Here is a 17,590-nt window from a genome sequence, read left to right as displayed (position 1 = left end):
GGCGGGACAGGCGTGCACCAGCCACTTGTTTGTGTTCCACCCAGCGCCAGCATCGGGCAATGGTGTTGCCGTCTGCGTGCGCTGGCCCCCGATGGCTCCGCGCGCACAAGCGGTGCGTGTGCACACGGAAGCCGGCATCTTCAGCACCCGTCGCGCCACGGTCCAACGGGCAAACCCTTCTTCGCGGGGGTCCGGCGTCGCTCCCCCCTATTCAAGGGGGGTGCAGGCCGCAGCGCCGCCGGCGCCGTGACCGGCGCCTCGCCGCAGGCCCGCCCCGCACAATGGGACGCTGCCATCCGAGCCCCGCCTTGACCGTCGAAGCGCGCACCGATACCCCCTTCGAGGCCCGGGCCGAGGCCTGGTTTGCCGCGCGCGGCTGGGCCCCCTTCGCCTTCCAGCGCGAGGTCTGGCAGGCGATGGCGGCCGGGCGCAGCGGCCTGCTGCATGCCAACACCGGCAGCGGCAAGACCTATGCGGTCTGGTTCGGCGCGATCGCGCGCGCCCGCGAGCGCGGCGTCGCGCTGGAGGGGGCGCATGCGCCCCCGCTGGGCGTGCTGTGGCTGACGCCGATGCGCGCGCTGTCGGCCGACACGACGCGGGCGCTCCAGGCGCCGCTGGCGGACGTGGCCCCGGCCTGGACGGTCGGCCAGCGCACCGGCGACACCGCCAGCGGCGAGCGCGCGCGGCAGGACCGGCGCCTGCCCACGGCGCTGGTCACGACGCCGGAATCGCTGTCGCTGCTGCTGGCGCGCGAGCGCGCCGCCACCGAGCTGGCCGGCGTGCACACCGTGATCGTCGACGAGTGGCACGAGCTGGTGGGCAACAAGCGCGGCGTGCAGGTGCAGCTGGCGCTGGCGAGGCTGGCGCGCTGGAACCCGAAGCTCGTGGTGTGGGGCCTGTCGGCCACGCTCGGCAACCTCGACCAGGCCATGCAGACGCTGTGCGGCCCGGGCGCGCAGCTGGTGCGCGGCCGCACCGACAAGACCATCGTCATCGACACGCTGCTGCCGGTGGAGCCCGGTCGCTTCTCCTGGGGCGGACACCTGGGCGCGCAGATGCAGCAGCCGGTGGTGCAGGAGATCGAGCGCACGATGGCCACCACCGGCGGCACGACCCTGGTGTTCACCAATGTGCGCTCGCAGGCCGAGATCTGGTACCAGATGCTGCTGGCCGCGCGGCCGCAGTGGGCCGGCAGCATCGCGCTGCATCACGGCTCGCTCGACCGCGAGGTGCGCGAGTGGGTCGAGGCCGGCCTGAAGGACGGCTCGCTCAAGGCGGTGGTGGCCACGTCCAGCCTGGACCTCGGCGTGGACTTCCTGCCGGTGGAGCGCGTGCTGCAGATCGGCAGCCCCAAGGGCGTGGCGCGGCTGCTGCAGCGCGCCGGCCGCAGCGGCCATGCGCCGGGCCGGATCAGCCGCGTCACCCTGGTGCCCACCAACACGCTGGAGCTGGTGGAGGCGGCCGCGGCGCGGCGCGCGGCGGTGGCGGGCCGGGTGGAGTCGCGCGAGGCGCCCGACAAGCCGCTGGACGTGCTGGTGCAGCACCTGGTGACGGTGGCGCTGGGCAGCGAGCCGGACACGGCCGGGGCGGCAGCGCGCAGCGGCTTTCACGCCGACGCGCTGTTCGACGAGGTGCGCGGCGCCTTCGCGTATCGCTCGCTGACGCGCGAGGAATTCGACTGGGCGCTGGCCTTCGTCGAGCGCGGCGGCGACAGCCTGGGCGCGTATCCGCAGTACCACCGCGTCGTGCGCGGCGCGGACGGCCGCTATCGCGTCACCGACCGCGGCATCGCGCAGCGCCACCGCCTGCAGGTGGGCACCATCGTCAGCGACGCGGCGATGCAGGTGGCGTGGTTGAGCGGCGGGCGCATCGGCACGGTGGAGGAAAGCTTCATCGCGCGGCTGGCGCCCGGCGACTGCTTCGTCTTTGCCGGCCGCGTGCTGGAGTTCGTGCGCACGCAGGACATGACCGCCTACGTGCGCAAGGCGGCCAAGGACAAGGGCCGCGTGCCGGCCTGGGGCGGCACCAAGATGGCGCTGTCCGAGGCGATGACCGACATGGTGCAGGCGCTGCTGTTCGAGGCCGCGGCCACGTTCGACGGCCGCCGCGGCGCCTTCCAGGCCGACTTCCTCGAGCCCGAGATGCAGGCCGCGCAGCCGATGCTGGCGACGCAGGCGCGGCTGTCGCGCCTGCCGCAGCCCGGCGTGCTGCTGGTCGAGCGCTTCCGATCGCGCGAGGGGCATCACCTGTTCCTCTATCCGTTCGGCGGCCGCCACGTGCACATGGGCCTGGCGCAGCTGCTCGCGTGGCGCCTGTCGCGCGCGCAGCCCAACACCTTCTCGCTGTCGATCAACGACTTCGGCATCGAGCTGCTGGCGGTGCAGCCGGTGGACCCGGCGCCGCTGCGGGACGGCAGCGCCTTCGCCACGCGCGACCTCCTGGCCGACGTGCTGGCGAGCCTGAACTCGGGCGAGCTGGCGCAGCGGCGCTTCCGCGAGATCGCGCGCGTCGCCGGTCTGGTGTTCGGCGGCTACCCGGGTGCGCCGAAGAGCCTGAAGCAGCTGCAGGCGTCGTCGAGCCTGTTCTGGGAGGTGTTCCGCAAGTACGACGCCGGCAACCGCCTGCTGGCGCAGGCCGAGCGCGAGGTGCTGGCGCAGGAGCTGGAACTGGGCCGCCTGCGCGCCACGCTGTCGCGCATGGCCGCGCAGCGCGTGGAACTGGTGGAGCTGGCGGTGCCCAGCCCGTTCGCGCTGCCGCTGATGGTGGAGCGCTTCCGGGAGGAGCTGTCCACCGAGAAGCTGGCCGACCGGTTGCAGCGCATCCTCGCCGAGGCCCAAGGTGTGCTCGATGCCACGCCCGCGCCGGCTTCGAAGGGTCGGGCGACCCGGGGCCGCGGGCGAAAATCCGGGGCCTCGGAGTGACGTCATGACCAGACCCCGCATCGCCACGACCGCCATGACCGCCGCACTGGCCGCCCTGCTGCTGGGTGCGGCCACGGCCGGTGCCGCACCGGCCCGCAAGGGGCGCAGCGAGCCGCCGCCGCCGGTGGAGATCACCGGCCAGGTCAGCCGCATCGTCGACGGCGACACGCTGTGGCTGCGCACGGCCGTCGATGCGGCGCCGGTGGTGGTGCGCATCGAGGGCATCGACGCGCCGGAGAGCTGCCAGGTCGGCGGCGCCGAGGCCACGGCCGCGCTGGCCGCGCTGGTGCTCAACCGCAGCGTCACCGTCAAGCCGGTGGCCACCGACGACTGGGGCCGCAAGGTCGGCAAGGTGTTCGACGGCACGCGCGACATCGGCGACCGCATGGTGCGCGACGGCCACGCCTGGAGCACGCGCTACAAGTACGACCGCGGGCCCTACATCGCCGAGGAGCGCATGGCGCAGTCGCTCAAGCGCGGCCTGCACGCCGAAGGCGGCGCCATCCAGCCGCGCGAGTTCCGCCAGCGCAACGGCGCCTGCCCGCAGCCCTGACGGGCTAGCGCAGCCGGCACAGCGCGGCCAGCAGCCGCTCGCGGTCCGGCCCGTCCGCGGCCAGGTCCGCGAGGCGGGCGATGAACTGCTCGCGCGTGGCCGCCTGCGCGGCCGCCTGCCCCACCATCCACGACGCGATCGGCCCGAGCCGGCGCAGCAGCAGCGCGCGCGCCGCCTGCACCAGCCCGGCCTGCAGGGGCGTGTCGCCCAGTACCGGCGGCGGCGCCGTGGCCCGTGCCGGGTCCCGGGCCGGACGCGGGCCGCCGAGATGGCGCTCGATGAACGCCTGCCGCTGCCCCGGCGGCAACGCGTCGTTGGCCACCCGCAGCAGCAGCGCGGGCAGACCGTCGCTGCGCGCCGCGGCACGCTGCACGACGCAGCGCGCCACCGCACCGATCTCGGGGGCCAGGTCGCGTGCCAGCCGGGCCAGCAGCCCGGGGGCGAAGCGTTGCGACGCCGGGCCGGCGATCCGGTCGCTGACGGTGGTCGCGGCGAGGCCCGCGGCTGCGCCGGACGCATTCACCGGCGGGTCCGACGGCGGATCCGTCGGCGAGATCGACGGCAAGGCCCGCGGCAGCGGCGGGCGCGAGCGCGGCAGCGACGCCGGCGCGCTGCCGGCCCCCGGCCCGGTGGCGGCGCCCGGCACCAGCCGGCGCATGGCCTGCGCCGACAGTGCACTGGGCACCGGCCGCGGCGCCACGCGCGTGAGCGCCTCGCGCATCTCCAGCGCGCTGGCGAAGCGCTCGCCCGGCGCCTTGGCCATGGCCCGGCGCACCACCGGCTCGAACGCCGCCAGTTCCGACGCGCCCGGCGCGTCGTCGCGCACCAGCGGCGGCACCGGCAGGTGCATGGTCCGGTACATCACCATGTCGGGGCCGCCGCGGTACGGGCGCACGCCCGTCAGCAGCTCGTACAGCAGCACGCCGCAGGCATACAGGTCGCAGCGCCAGTCCACGCCGACGCCGCTGTAGCACTCGGGCGCCATGTAGCCGGGCGAGCCCATCACCGACGCCTCCTGCGTCAGCGCGACGGCGTCGATGCGGGCGATGCCGAAGTCGGCGATCTTCAGCCGGCCCGCGGGCGTGATCATCAGGTTGGCGGGCTTGATGTCGCGGTGCCACACGCCCTGGTCGTGTGCGCCCTGCAGCGCCGCCAGCAGCTGGACCATCAGGCACAGCACATCGTCCAGCGGCAGCACGTCGGGGCCCGCCAGCCCGGCCAGCAGCGGCGTGCCGTGCACGTACTCCATCGCGATGAAGCTTTGGCCGTCGTCCTCGCCGTACTCGTACACCGAGACGATGCCCGGATGCGACAGGCGCGCCGCGGCCTGCGCCTCGTTGCGCAGCCGCGCCGTCGCCGCCACCGCGGCGTCCGCGCTGCCCAGCAGCGCGCGGCGGATGGTCTTCAGCGCCACGGGGCGGGCCAGCAGCGGGTCGTGCGCGCGCCAGACCTGGCCCATCGCCCCTTCGCCGATCAGGCCCTGCAGCTCGTAGCGGCCGAGGCGCCCGGGCGTCGCGGGGGCCTCGGGGCCCGGCCCGGCCGGCCCGCCGGAAGCCGGTGCGACGCGGCTTCCCGCCGCGGCCGCGAGGTGCAGGCGGGTGGTCGTCACGAGGCCCCCTCGAGCAGCTTCATCGCCTTGCCCAGGCTGCGCCGCATGCGCGTGAACGACTGCCCCAGCACGGCGATCTCGTCGCGGCCGCGCACCGCGAACGCCGGCACGTCGGGCTCGCCCAGGCTGACGCGCTCGGCCAGGTGCGCCATGCGCGTGATCGGCCGGATCACCAGCGCCCACAGCAGCCCGTTCAGCACCAGGGCGGTGGCGGCGAACACGGCGCTGAACAGCGCCATGAACGTGCCCCAGGTGTGCTGCGAGCGGTCCTGCGCCACGTTCATCGGCACCGACACCATCTGCGCGCCCACCACCTCGTGCAGTTGCCAGCCGAAGCCGTTGGCCGGGCCGTAGCGTTCCACCAGGGCGCGCGGCGCGGCGTCCACCGTGCTGTGGCAGCGCAGGCAGGCGCCGTCGCTGATGCGGATCGGCCGCGCGATGTACAGGGCGCGGCCCGCGGGCGTGTCGCGTTCGCCGACGAACTCCTTCATGTCCGGCGACTTGCGGAACTCGGAGATCACGTCGGCTTCCCAGGCCAGCGCGCGGTCGCGCGGGTTGGTCGGGTTGAGCGTGGCCTCCTTGTAGCTGTAGTCGGGGTAGGCCTTCTGCAGCCGGCCCAGCACCTCGGTGGCGGAAAAGGCCGGCACCGACTGCGGCAGGAACGCGTACTTCATCTGCGTCTCCAGCAGCGGTGCCACCTGGGTGGAGGTGTAGTGGCGCACGGCCACGGCCTTCTCGAGCAGGAAGCGCGCATGCTGCAGCACCTCGTCCTGCGCCTGGCGTTCGAGCAGATGGCGCGTGACGGCGGCGGTGGCGCCCCAGCCGAGCGCGAAGACGGCCAGGAACACGAGATTGAACTTGACGAGCAGCTTCATGGCGGGTGTCCGTGTCGTGAAGGGTCAGCGGCGGCGCAGGGCGTCGGGCGCGGCGAGGGCGACGTCGTGGCGGGCGAGGCGGGCAGCGCCCTGGGCGCCGACGCGGGTGCGGGGACGCAGCACGGCCATCAGGGCCGGTTCGGCGCGCGTCCACGCCACCAGGTCGGCCGGCGACAGCGGCTCGCCCGGCGCCGGGTCGGCCGCCAGCGACGCCATGCGGGCGGCGCGCCGCGGCAGGGTGTCGGCCAGCGCCGGCGGCACCTGCCGCAGCGCGGCCAGGCTGGCGGCACGCCCGCCGGTGGCCGCCCCGGCCTCGCGCACCCAGGTGTCGCCCTCGCGCAGCAGCGCCTCGGGCGGCGACGCGCTGCCGGCCGCACGCCGCGCCAGCGTGGCGCCGCGCGACTCGGCAAAAGCGAGCAGGGCGCCGTCGGTGGCCACATGCAGCAGCACCGTGCCGGCTGCCGGGGCCTGCAGCGTGAGGCCGGGCGCGGCGAGGTGGGCGCCCGGCCCGGGCCCGGCGTTGACCGCCGCAGGTACCGACAGCTTGGCCCAGCCTTGCACGAGCACGGCGGTCGTCGTGCCGGGCAGGCCAGCCGCCGCGGCGGCCGGCGCTGCGGGCAGCAGGGCCTGGGTGTCCGGTCCGAGGTCGAGCACCCGGCCGTCGGCGAACTCGATGCGCGCGACGCGGGTGCTCGTGCCGGTGCGCAGCAGGTCGTTGCCGGCCAGCGCCAGGCCCTCGCCCGCGGCATGCCGCTGCGTGCCGCGCAGCAGTTCGACCGGGCCGTCGGCCAGGGTCAGCCAGGCCACGGCCGTGGCAGCGTCGGCGATGGCGGGCAGGGCGCCCGGCGCCGCCAGGGCCAGCAACAGCGCGAGCCGGGGCACGTGACGGGCAGTGGCGGGGGAGCGGACCATCCTCGATCTCCTGGCTCCCTCGGGGGAGCGTTCAGGTCAGGATAGGAACCGGCCACCGCCGGGTCATTCGTCCAAAAGGGGGAATCCGGCGCCGCGGCAGCGGCCCGAATCGGTGCGCGGCCCTCAGCCGCGCTCGCGCATCAGCGTGCTCTTGCCGAACAGGCTCTCGATCAGGTCCACCGCGAGCAGGGCGGTCTTGTTGCGCACGTCCAGCGCCGGGTTGAGCTCCATCACGTCGAGCGACGCGAGGCGGCCGGTGTCGGCGATCATCTCCATGCACAGCTGCGCCTCGCGGTAGGTGGGGCCGCCGGGCACCGTGGTGCCGACGCCGGGCGCGATCTCCGGGTCGAGGAAGTCGACGTCGAAGCTGACGTGCAGGTGCGTGTTCGAGTCCAGCGTGGCCAGGGCCAGCTCCATCGCGTGGCGCATGCCCATCTCGTCGATGTAGCGCATGTCGAACACTTCGAGGCCCTGCTCGTGGACGAAGCGCTTCTCGCCCGGGTCCACGCTGCGGATGCCGATCTGGCGCACGGCCTTCGGGCTGATCGCCGGCACGTGCCCGCCGATCTCCACCAGTTCCTTCGGGCCGTGGCCGCACAGGCAGGCCACCGGCATGCCGTGCACGTTGCCCGACGGCGTGAGCACATGGGTGTTGAAGTCGGCGTGCGCGTCCAGCCACAGCACGCGCAGCTTGCGGCCGTTCTCGCGGCAGAAGCGCGCCACCGCGCTGATCGAGCCGATGGCCAGGCAGTGGTCGCCGCCGAGCAGGATCGGCAGCCGGCGCAGCGCCAGCTCCGCATGTACCGCGTCGTGCACGGCGCGGTTCCACTGCGCCACCTCCTTCAGGTGGCGATAGCCGTCCACCGGAGGCAGCCAGGGGTTGCCGGGGCCGGCGAGGTTGCCGCGGTCCATCACCGACAGGCCGTGCGACTCCAGCGTGGGCACGAGGCCCGCCACGCGCAGCGCCTCGGGGCCCATGCTGGCACCGCGCGAGCCCGCACCGATGTCGGTGGGGGCGCCGATGAGGGAGACCTGGCGGCTCGTCATGGGGCGCGATTGTCGTTCAGACGTCGTCGGCGAACTCGCCCGTCACGGTCTCGGGCGCGTCCAGGCCGAGCGCATGTTCCAGCACGCCCCAGGCCTCCTCGGCGGTCTCGACGATGTGGAACAGCTTCAGGTCGTCGGCCGCGATCATGCCGGTGGCCACCAGCCAGTCCCAGTCGATCAGCCGGCTCCAGAACTCGCGGCCCACCAGCACGATGGGGCGCCGGCGCACCTTGCCGGTCTGCGTGAGCGTGAGCACCTCGAACATCTCGTCGAGCGTGCCGAAGCCGCCGGGGAAGCACACCAGCCCCGCCGAGCGCATCAGGAAATGCATCTTGCGCAGCGCGAAGTAGTGGAACTGGAAGCACAGCCGCGGCGTGATGTACGCGTTGGGCTCCTGCTCGTGCGGCAGCACGATGTTCAGGCCGATGCTCGGGCCGCCGGCCTCGCTGGCGCCACGGTTGCCGGCTTCCATGATGCCCGGCCCGCCGCCGGTGACGACGACGATCTTCTCGTCGAGCGCCTTGCTGGCGGCGGTGATCAGGCGCGCGAGCTGGCGCGCCTCCTCGTAGTACTTCGACATCGTCAGGGCCATGCGGGCGCGCGCTTCGGCCTGCGCGTCGCCGCCGGCCTGGGCCTGCGCCAGCCGTTCCTGCGCCACGTCCTGCGGCAGTAGCCGCGCGCTGCCGAAGATGACGATGGTGGCGAGGATGTTCTCCTCGCGCAGGATCAGCTCGGGCTTGAGCAGCTCGAGCTGCATGCGCACCGGCCGCAGGTCCTCGCGCAGCAGGAAGCGCTCGTCGGCGAAGGCCAGGCGGTAGCTGCTGTCCGGCCCGTCGTAGCGCGAGGTGGGCTTTAGCAGCGCGGCCTCCTCCTCGGCGGTCGGGAAGTTGCGCGCGGTCAGTTCGGGGCGGTTCGGGCTCATGGCGGCATTCTGCGCGCGCGGCGGCGCGGCGACCGAGCGGCGGGGGCTCAGCGCATGAACACGATCACGCCCAGCACCAGCAGCGCGAGGAAGACCGTCTCGGCCAGGATCAGCGCCATCGGCCGCCAGCCGGCCGCGGCCAGCTGGCCGATCGAGGTCTTGGTGCCCAGTGCCGCGATCGCCACCACGAGGCAGGCGCGGGCCGTGTCCGCCAGCCCGGACTGCACCGGCGCCGGCAGCACGCCCGCGGAGTTGACGGCCACCAGCGCGAGGAACAGCCACAGGAACCAGGGCAGTACGGGCGGCCGCGCCGCCGCGGGCGCGCCGGCATCGTCCGAGGTGTCGCCCGACGCTTCGCTGCGGGCGCGGGCCCGGGCCGCCTCGTCGTGCGCGCGACGCAGCGCCAGCGACAGCACCAGCACCACCACCGACAGCATCGCCACCCGCATCAGCTTGACCACGGTGGCGACGTCGCCGGTCTCCGGACCCATGGTGTAGCCGGCGCCGACCACCTGGGCCACGTCGTGGATCGAGCCGCCGATGAACAGGCCCGCCAGCGCCGGCGGCAGCCCGAGCCAGCGCGCGAGCAGCGGGTACAGCACCATCGCCACGGTCGACAGCGCGGTGACCGACACCACCACCAGCAGCGTGAAGCGGTCGGAGTCCTTCGTGCGCGGCAGCACCGCGGAAATGGCCAGCGCCGCCGAGGCGCCGCAGATCGCCACCGATCCGCCCGACAGCACGCCCTGGTCGCGCGAGAGGCCGAAGCGCGGCGCCAGCCAGGCGCCCAGCGAGAGGGTGGCCACCACCGCCACCACGACGGTCAGCGCGGTCGGCCAGCCCAGCGCCACGATCTGCGCCGCCGTGATGCGCGCGCCCAGCAGCCCGACGCCCAGGCGCAGCACGGTGCGAGAGCACAGGTCGATGCCGGGCTTCGTGCGCGGCTCCTTGCTGAGGTAGTGGAACGACACGCCGAAGAACAACGCATACAGCAGTGTCGGTCCGCCGTGCATCGTCGACACGAAGGTGGCCGCCAGCGCCAGCACCACGGTGAGCGCGGTGCCGGGCCACAGCCGGCCGAGCGCCGCGACGGCGTCCGATGCGCGCTGCATCATGGGCGGGGCTCCTCGCCGTCAGTTCGCATCGGGGCGGGACAGCAGGTGCACGTACTCGTGCTGCGCGGTGTCGATGGTGGACACGCGGTACTCCACCGCGCGCTCGCCGAAGCTGAGCGCGGTGCGCCGCACCTGCATTACCGGGCTGCCCGGCGCCACGCCCAGGGCTCGCGCGATGGCGCGGTCGGCCGCCACCGCACGGGCGCGCTCGCGGGCGCGCAGCACGGTGATGCCGAAGTCGGTCTGGTAGAGCTGGTAGATCGTGCCCGGGCGCTCGCGCAGCCGCTTCTCGCCCAGGCCGCGGAACAGCGCGGCAGGCAGCGTGATGCGGTCGTGCACGACAGGGCGGCCCTGCAGCCGCAGCAGGTTGCAGAACTCGATCGCGGGTTCGCCCTCGCGCACGCCCAGCGCTTCGGCCGCCTCGGTGCCGGCACGCACGCGCTCGAAGCCGAGCAGCTCGACCTCGGGCACCTCGCGCCGGCCGTCGCGGTGCTCGACGTGGAAGAACTGGAACAGGAAGCGGTCGGCGCTGTGCGTGGCCACGAAGGTGCCCTTGCCCTGCCGGCGCACGAGCACGTTCTCGGCCACCAGTTCGTCCACGGCGTGGCGCAGCGTGCCCACCGACACGCCCAGGGACTGCGCCAGCAGGGTCTCGCTGGGCAGGGCCTCCCCCGGCGTGCAGCGGCCGGCCTCGATCGCCGCCAGCAGCGAGCGCTTGGCCAGGCGGTACAGCGGCGCGCCCTGGGCGCCGGGTTCGATGCGTTCGACGCGCAGGGCATTGGGCATGGGCGGCGATGCTAGCCGGGCCCGGGGTTACATACAAGTCATATGAATGACCTTGTTGACAGGCTCCGCGGCGCCGCTAGACTGCGCCGCTCAACCGAAGCAACGCAAGGAGCGCGCATGATTCATTTCGTGCTGCACGACGCCAAGGACACCGTGGCGGTCGTGGTGGTGGAAGGCGTCAAGGCCGGCATGGAACTCGCCGGCTGGATCATGGACGAGGACCGCATGACCAGCGTGGTCGCGCGCTCGGACATCCCCATCGGCCACAAGGTCGCCCTGGCCGACATGGCCGTCGGTGACACCGTGTGGAAGTACGGCATCGACATGGGCAAGGTCGTCGCGCCGATCAAGGCGGGCGAACACGCCCACGTGCAGAACATCAAGACCAAGAGGTGGTAAGCATGTCCGTCATCAGCAAAGACACCACGTTCCTCGGCTACCGGCGCGAGAACGGCCGCGTGGGCGTGCGCAACCACGTCATCATCCTGCCGCTGGACGACCTGTCCAACGCGGCCGCCGAGGCCGTGGCCCACAACATCAAGGGCACGCTGGCGATCCCGCACCCGTATGGCCGGCTGCAGTTCGGCGCCGACCTGGAGCTGCACTTCCGCACCCTCATCGGCACGGGCTGCAACCCCAACGTCGCGGCGGTGGTCGTGATCGGCATCGAGGACGGCTGGACCAAGAAGGTCGTCGACGGCATCGCCGCCACCGGCAAGCCGGTCACCGGCTTCGGCATCGAGGGTCATGGCGACCACGCCACGATCATGAAGGCCAGCAAGGTGGCGCGCGAGTACGCGCAGTGGGCCAGCGAGAAGCAGCGCGAGGCTTGCCCGATCCACGAGCTGTGGGTCAGCACCAAGTGCGGCGAGAGCGACACCACCAGCGGCTGCGGCGCCAACCCCACCGTGGGCAACGCCTTCGACAAGCTGCACCCGCTGGGCAACTACCTGTGCTTCGGCGAGACCAGCGAGATCACCGGTGGCGAGAAGATCGTCGCCGCGCGCTGCAAGACGCCGGAGGTGGCGGAGCGCTTCATGTTCATGTTCAACCGCTACCAGGACATGATCAACCGCCACAAGACGACCGACCTGTCCGAGAGCCAGCCGACCAAGGGCAACATCGCCGGCGGGCTGACCACGATCGAGGAGAAGGCGCTCGGCAACATCCAGAAGATCGGCAAGAAGTGCACGGTCGACGGCGTGATCGACAAGGCCGAGATGCCCACCCACCCGGGCCTGTGGTTCATGGACTCGTCGTCGGCCGCCGCCGAGATGGTGACGCTGTGCGCCGCCTCGGGCTATGCGGTGCACTTCTTCCCCACCGGCCAGGGCAACGTGATCGGCAACCCGATCCTGCCGGTGATCAAGATCTGCGCCAACCCGCGCACGGTGCGCCTGATGAGCGAGCACGTGGACGTCGACACCTCGGGCCTGCTGCAGCGCGAGATCACGCTCGACCAGGCCGGCGACAAGCTGCTGGAGTGCATGCTGCGCACGGCCAACGGCCGCCTGACCGCCGCCGAGGCGCTGGGTCACCGCGAGTTCGTGCTGACGCGCTTGTACGAATCCGCGTGATGGTGGGCCCCCACGCTCGCTCCCGCTCGCTGCCCCCCGAGGGGGCGTCCGCCTGCGGACCGGCGGAGCCGGATCCGCGGCGGGAAGCTGGGTGGGGGGAGGGCGACGGGCCGCAGCGGGGATCTGGGCTGAGGCTGTTGCAGGGGCAGGAGGCTTGACGATGGCGCGCATCGTGATCACCGAGTTCATCGACGAGCGGGCGCTGCCGGCGCTGCGGGCGGCGCACCAGGTCGAGTACGACCCGAAGCTGGTCGACGACCCGGCGCGGCTGCTGGCGGCGGCGGCCACGGCCGACGCCATCGTGGTGCGCAATCGCACGCAGGTGCGCGGCGAGCTGCTGGCGGCGCTGAAGCAGTGCCGCGTGGTGGGACGCCTGGGCGTGGGCCTGGACAACATCGACGTGCCGGCCTGCGAGGCGCGCGGCATGAAGGTGATCCCGGCCACCGGCGCCAACGCGCTGTCGGTGGCCGAGTACGTGGTGGCCAGCGCGCTGTTGCTGCTGCGCGGCGCCTATCAGTCCACGGCGGCGGTCGCCGCGGGCCAGTGGCCGCGCGCGGCGCTGTCCAACGGCCGCGAGGCCGGCGGTCGCACCCTCGGCCTGATCGGCTTCGGCTCCATCGGCCAGCTCACCGCGCGTCTGGCGCGCGGCCTGGGCATGCAGGTCATCGCCTTCGACGCCATGATGGACGCCGACCACCCGGCCTTCGCCGCGCTGGGCGTGCGCGCCGCCGGGCTGGACGAGGTGGTCACCGGCGCCGACGTGGTGAGCCTGCACGTGCCGCTGGTGGACAGCACGCGCAACCTGTTCGACGCGGCCCGCATCGCGTCGATGAAGCCGGGCGCGGTGCTGGTGAACACGGCGCGCGGCGGCATCGTCGACGAGGTGGCGCTGGCCGCGGCGCTTCGCAGCGGCCATCTGGGCGGCGCGGCGATCGACGTCTTCGGCCAGGAGCCGCTGCCCGCGGCCGAGCACTTCGCGGGCTGCCCGAACCTGCTGCTCACGCCGCACATCGCGGGTGTGACCACCGAGAGCAACGAGCGCGTGAGCTTCCTCATCGCCGACAAGGTGATCGAGGCGCTGGCATGAAGCTCGGCGTCGACGAACTGGCCACGCTGGTGCGCGACGCGCTGGTGCGCGCCGGGGCCCACGAGGCCATGGCCGCCAGCACCGCGCGCGCGCTGGTGCTGGCCGAGTCGCAGGGCCTGGGCTCGCACGGCCTGTCGCGCGTGGTGCAGTACGTCACCCACCTGCGCAACGGGCGCGTCGACGGCGGTGCGCGCGCCAGCGTGGCGCGGGTGCAGGGCGCGGCGCTGCAGATCGACGCGCACGACGGCCTGGCCTTTCCGGCCTGCGAGCTGGCGGTGCGCGAGGCGATCGAGCGCGCGCGCAGCCACGGCATCGCCATCGCCGGCGTGTTCAACAGCCACCACGCGGGCGTCATCGTCGACCACCTGCGCCCGGTGGCCGCGGCCGGCATGGTGGGCCTGGGCTTCGCCAACTCGCCGGCCGCGATGCCGGCGGCCGGCGGCCGGCATCCGGTGTTCGGCACCAACCCGGTGGCCGCGGCGTTCCCGCGCCGCGCGGCCGACCCGCTGCTGATCGACCTGAGCCTGTCCGAGGTGGCGCGCGGCAAGGTCATGCTGGCGGCGAAGAAGGGCGACCCCATCCCCGAGGGCTGGGCGCTGGACGCCCAGGGCCGTCCGACCACCGACGCCAAGGCCGCATTGGAAGGCTCCATGCTGCCGGTGGGTGCGGCCACGTCGAGCAAGGGCGCGATGCTGGCGCTGATGGTGGAACTGCTGGTCACCGCGCTGATCGGCGCCCAGTTCGGCTTCGAGGCGTCGAGCTTCTTCGTCGACGAGGGCAACCGGCCGCGCATCGGCCAGACCTTCATCGTCATCGACCCGGGCGCGCTGGCCGGCCGCGAGGCCTATCTCGACCGCCTCGAGGTGCTGGTGGCCGAGATGCTGCGCGACGACGGCGTGCGCCTGCCCGGTGCGCGTCGGGAGGCGCTACGCCGCCGCGCCGAGGCCGAGGGCCTCGAGGTGCCCGACGCGGTGGTAGCCTCGCTGCGTGCGAGCGCCTGAAGCCCGGAACCCGTCGCCGGATCGACCCCTGCGCGTGGCCTGCGTCGGCCATGCCGCGCTCGACCACGTGTTCGAGGTCGACGCGATGCCGGCCGAGCCCACCAAGACCCTGGCCCGCGCCTACCGCGCGCGGCCCGGCGGCATGTCGCTGCACGCGGCCATCGCCTGCGTGCGCCTGGGGGCGGTGTCTCGCCTGCTCGGCCGCGTCGGGCAGGACGCTGCGGCCGCCTTCCTCAAGCAGCGCCTGATCGACGAGGGCGTTCAGGTGCAGGGCCTGGAGGCGGTGCCCGGCACCACCACCTCCCTGGCGACGGTGGTTGTCGACGCCGCGGGCGCGCGCCAGATCTACATCCACCGCGGCGAGGCGCTGCGCCGCGCCCATGCGCTGGACACGCGCCAGCTCGAAGGCGCCGACGTGGTGATGGCCGACACGCGCTGGCCCGAAGGCGCGCAGGCGGCGCTGGCGTGGGCGCGGCGCCACGGCGTGCCGTCGCTGCTGGACGGCGACGTGGCGGCGCCGGGCGTGCTGGAACGCCTGGTGCCGCTGGCGCGCTGGGTGGCGTTCTCCGAGCCCGGCTGCGACCAGTGGGCTGCGGGCGGCGACCGCGACGCCGGGCTGCGCGCCGCGCGCGCGCAGGGCTGCGAGATCGCGCTGGTGACCCTCGGCGCGCAGGGTGCGCGCTGGATCGGCGCCGACGGCGGGGTGCATCAGGTGGGGGCGCCCGCGGTGCGCGCGCGCGACACCACGGCCGCCGGCGACGTGTTCCATGCCGCGCTGGCAGTGGCGCTGGGCGAAGGCCGGCCGGTGGAACCGGCCGTGGCCTGGGCCTGCGCCGCGGCGGCCTACAAGTGCGAGCAGGGTGGCGGCGCCGAGTTCGCGCCGACGCGCTCGCAGCTCAGCCGCTGGCTGGCGCGGCGCCGGCGCGCCGCGGGGCACACACCGGGCAGGCCGCCTGGCGGCTGAGCCGCACCTCGGTCCATTCCATCGAACGCGCGTCGAGCATCTGCAGCCGGCCGGCGAGCGACGTGCCCACGCCGGCCAGCAGCTTCAGCGCCTCGGCCGCCTGCACCGTGCCGATGATGCCCACCAGTGGCGCGAAGACGCCCATCGTGGCGCAGCGCACCTCCTCGAAGGTGGCTTCGGGCGGGAACAGGCAGGCGTAGCAGGGCGCGTCGGGCCGGCGCGTGTCGTACACCGACACCTGGCCGTCGAAGCCGATCGCCGCGCCGGACACCAGCGGCACGGCGTGCGCGACGCAGGCGGCGTTGACGGCCTGGCGGGTGGCGAAGTTGTCGCAGCAGTCGACCACCACGTCGGCGTCGCGCACCAGTGCGTCCAGGCGCGCGGCGTCGGCCCGCTCCACCAGCGGCACCACCTGCACGTCCGGGTTGATGGCGGCGATCGACGCCTGGGCCGACATGGCCTTGGGCGTGCCCACGCGCGCCAGGTCGTGCGCGATCTGGCGCTGCAGGTTGGTCAGGTCCACCGTGTCGTGGTCGACGATGGTGATGCGGCCCACGCCCGCGGTGCCCAGGTACAGCGCCACAGGCGAGCCCAGTCCGCCGGCGCCGATGACGAGCGCGTGCGCCGCGAGCAGGCGCTGCTGGCCCTCGATGCCGATCTCGTCGAGCAGGATGTGGCGCGAATAGCGCAGCAGCTGGGTGTCGTCCATGGGATGGGCGGAGCCATGACGAAGGCCCGCCGGAGCGGGCCTTCGGGAGGCGGTGGCCGGTGAAGGCGCGAGCCTACTCGGTCTTGGCCTCGGCCTTGCGCTCGGCGCCGGTCTTGGACGCGGTGACCGTCTTGCCCTGCAGCTGGTTGAGCGCCTGGCGCAGCGGCCAGTCCTCTGCGCTGCCGAACTCGGGCAGCGGCTTGGGCTGCTGGTCCTTGCTCTTGGCGACCTGCTCCTCGAACTTCTTGCGCGCTTCCTCGCGGGCCTTGGCGCGCGCCTCGTCCTTCTTCTCGTCCTTGCCGGCGAGGTGCTTGTCGAGGTCGGCCTCGCGCAGGCGCAGTGCGGCGAACACGTTGCCCTCGGCGGTCTCGTCCAGCCAGACATCGGGCACGATGCCGGTGGCCTGGATCGAGCGGCCGGCCGGCGTGAAGTAGCGCGCGGTGGTGATCTTGAGCGCCGTGTCGGCGGTGAGCGGGCGCCAGGTCTGCACCGAGCCCTTGCCGAAGGTCTGCGCGCCCATCACGACCGCGCGCTTGTGGTCCTGCAGCGCGCCGGCGACGATCTCGCTGGCCGAGGCCGAGCCCTCGTTGACCAGCACCACCAGCGGCACCTTCTTGATCGCCTCGGGCAGGCGGCGCAGCGGGTCCGCGCCGCGGCGGGCGTAGAACTCCGGCGCCGTGGTGAAGGTGGCCTTGGAATCGGCCACCTGGCCGTTGGTGGTGACGACCACCGTGTTGGCCGGCAGGAAGGCCGCCGAGATGCCGATCGCGCCGTCGAGCAGGCCGCCCGGGTCGTTGCGCAGGTCGAGCACGATGCCCTTGAGGTTCGGGTCGGCCTTGTACAGCTCCTCGATCTTGCGCGCGAAGTCGTCGAGGGTGCGCTCCTGGAACACCGAGATGCGCAGCCAGGCGTAGCCCGGCTCGACCAGCCTGGCGCGCACGCTCTGCTGGCGGATTTCCTCGCGCACCAGCGTCACCGGGAAGCTGCGCGACTCGTCCTTGCGGAAGACGGTCAGCGACACCTTGGTGGCCGGCTCGCCGCGCATGCGCTTGACGGCCTGGTCGATCGTCAGGCCCTTGACGGGCGTGTCGTCGATGCGGGTGATCAGGTCGCCGCTCTTCAGGCCGGCGCGGAAGGCGGGCGAGCCCTCGATCGGGGAGACCACCTTGACCAGGCCGTCCTCCATCGCGATCTCGATGCCGATGCCGACGAACTTGCCGGTCGTGCCCTCGCGGAATTCCTTGAAGCTCTTCTTGTCGAAGTACTGGCTGTGCGGATCCAGCCCCGCGACCATGCCGGCGATGGCGTCGGTGACGAGCTTCTTCTCGTCCACCGGCTCGACGTAGTCGCTCTTGATCATGCCGAACACGGCGGCGAGCTGCTGCATCTCCTCGAGCGGCAGCGGCGTGTAGCTCGCGCGCGCGACGGCCTGCAGCTGGATGGTGGTCAGTGCGCCGGCCAGCGCGCCCAGCGCGACGAAGCCGGCGATCTTCAGTTTGGCGCCCATGGGTG

General features: G+C 73.4%; 16 protein-coding genes. 7 read left to right on the top strand and 9 right to left on the bottom strand.

What is annotated here, in order from left to right; translation table 11 throughout:
• The first annotated feature begins 281 nt into the window (after positions 1-281).
• Both AC2EAQ_RS06795 and AC2EAQ_RS06790 read left to right on the top strand, forming a co-directional pair.
• A complete protein-coding gene (locus AC2EAQ_RS06795) occupies positions 282-2,921 on the top strand; it encodes a ligase-associated DNA damage response DEXH box helicase (RefSeq protein ID WP_484641066.1) in 2,640 nt (879 codons plus the stop codon).
• 4 nt (positions 2,922-2,925) lie between these two features.
• Entirely contained in the window at positions 2,926-3,474 is a 549-nt protein-coding gene (locus AC2EAQ_RS06790; RefSeq protein WP_484641065.1) for a thermonuclease family protein, read from the top strand.
• Positions 3,475-3,478: 4 nt separating this feature from the next.
• Here the strand turns inward: AC2EAQ_RS06790 and AC2EAQ_RS06785 are convergent, their stop codons facing one another.
• The 7 genes from AC2EAQ_RS06785 to AC2EAQ_RS06755 all read right to left on the bottom strand — a co-directional run bounded on the left by AC2EAQ_RS06785 (position 3,479) and on the right by AC2EAQ_RS06755 (position 10,740).
• Positions 3,479-5,083 (bottom strand): serine/threonine-protein kinase, encoded by a 1,605-nt coding sequence (locus AC2EAQ_RS06785; protein ID WP_484641064.1) that lies wholly within the window; start codon positions 5,081-5,083, stop codon positions 3,479-3,481.
• Positions 5,080-5,958, bottom strand: a complete 879-nt coding sequence (locus tag AC2EAQ_RS06780; protein WP_484641063.1) for a Tll0287-like and HAMP domain-containing protein — start codon at positions 5,956-5,958, stop codon at positions 5,080-5,082. The genes AC2EAQ_RS06785 and AC2EAQ_RS06780 overlap by 4 nt, the downstream gene beginning before the upstream one ends.
• A 24-nt stretch (positions 5,959-5,982) precedes the next feature.
• Entirely contained in the window at positions 5,983-6,870 is an 888-nt protein-coding gene (locus tag AC2EAQ_RS06775; protein WP_484641062.1) for a hypothetical protein, read from the bottom strand.
• A gap of 123 nt (positions 6,871-6,993) precedes the next feature.
• A complete protein-coding gene (gene rocF / locus AC2EAQ_RS06770; RefSeq protein ID WP_484641061.1) occupies positions 6,994-7,917 on the bottom strand; it encodes an arginase in 924 nt (307 codons plus the stop codon).
• 16 nt (positions 7,918-7,933) lie between these two features.
• Positions 7,934-8,839, bottom strand: coding sequence for an LOG family protein (locus AC2EAQ_RS06765; RefSeq protein ID WP_484641060.1), 906 nt, complete (start codon positions 8,837-8,839; stop codon positions 7,934-7,936).
• 47 nt (positions 8,840-8,886) lie between these two features.
• Positions 8,887-9,954, bottom strand: coding sequence for a YeiH family protein (locus AC2EAQ_RS06760; RefSeq protein WP_484641059.1), 1,068 nt, complete (start codon positions 9,952-9,954; stop codon positions 8,887-8,889).
• Positions 9,955-9,972: 18 nt separating this feature from the next.
• The gene (locus tag AC2EAQ_RS06755; RefSeq protein WP_484641058.1) at positions 9,973-10,740 is read right to left on the bottom strand and encodes a GntR family transcriptional regulator; all 768 of its coding nucleotides are present in this window, start codon (positions 10,738-10,740) and stop codon (positions 9,973-9,975) included.
• A 117-nt stretch (positions 10,741-10,857) separates the two neighbouring features.
• On the opposite strand from AC2EAQ_RS06755, the gene AC2EAQ_RS06750 reads away from it, so the two are divergent.
• The 5 genes from AC2EAQ_RS06750 (at position 10,858) to AC2EAQ_RS06730 (ending at position 15,369) form a co-directional block, all read left to right on the top strand.
• Positions 10,858-11,139: an SAF domain-containing protein gene (locus AC2EAQ_RS06750; RefSeq protein ID WP_484641057.1), complete on the top strand. Its 282-nt coding sequence runs from the start codon at positions 10,858-10,860 to the stop codon at positions 11,137-11,139.
• A gap of 2 nt (positions 11,140-11,141) precedes the next feature.
• On the top strand, positions 11,142-12,317 hold the full coding sequence (locus AC2EAQ_RS06745) for a UxaA family hydrolase (RefSeq protein ID WP_484641056.1): 1,176 nt from the start codon (positions 11,142-11,144) through the stop codon (positions 12,315-12,317).
• A gap of 160 nt (positions 12,318-12,477) precedes the next feature.
• A complete protein-coding gene (locus AC2EAQ_RS06740) occupies positions 12,478-13,404 on the top strand; it encodes a hydroxyacid dehydrogenase (protein WP_484641055.1) in 927 nt (308 codons plus the stop codon).
• Positions 13,401-14,405, top strand: a complete 1,005-nt coding sequence (locus AC2EAQ_RS06735) for an Ldh family oxidoreductase (protein ID WP_484641054.1) — start codon at positions 13,401-13,403, stop codon at positions 14,403-14,405. The genes AC2EAQ_RS06740 and AC2EAQ_RS06735 overlap by 4 nt, the downstream gene beginning before the upstream one ends.
• Complete coding sequence (locus AC2EAQ_RS06730; RefSeq protein WP_484641053.1) at positions 14,392-15,369, top strand: PfkB family carbohydrate kinase; 978 nt, start codon at positions 14,392-14,394, stop codon at positions 15,367-15,369. The genes AC2EAQ_RS06735 and AC2EAQ_RS06730 overlap by 14 nt, the downstream gene beginning before the upstream one ends.
• On the opposite strand, the gene AC2EAQ_RS06725 is transcribed toward AC2EAQ_RS06730, so the two are convergent.
• Together AC2EAQ_RS06725 and AC2EAQ_RS06720 are read right to left on the bottom strand one after the other, a co-directional pair.
• A complete protein-coding gene (locus tag AC2EAQ_RS06725) occupies positions 15,302-16,078 on the bottom strand; it encodes a HesA/MoeB/ThiF family protein (RefSeq protein WP_484641052.1) in 777 nt (258 codons plus the stop codon). The genes AC2EAQ_RS06730 and AC2EAQ_RS06725 overlap by 68 nt on opposite strands.
• A gap of 73 nt (positions 16,079-16,151) precedes the next feature.
• Positions 16,152-17,585, bottom strand: a complete 1,434-nt coding sequence (locus AC2EAQ_RS06720; RefSeq protein ID WP_484641051.1) for a S41 family peptidase — start codon at positions 17,583-17,585, stop codon at positions 16,152-16,154.
• Positions 17,586-17,590: the final 5 nt, after the last annotated feature.

The organism is Aquabacterium sp. T101, from assembly GCF_057219775.1.
This window is presented reverse-complemented; position numbering and strand designations above follow the sequence as displayed.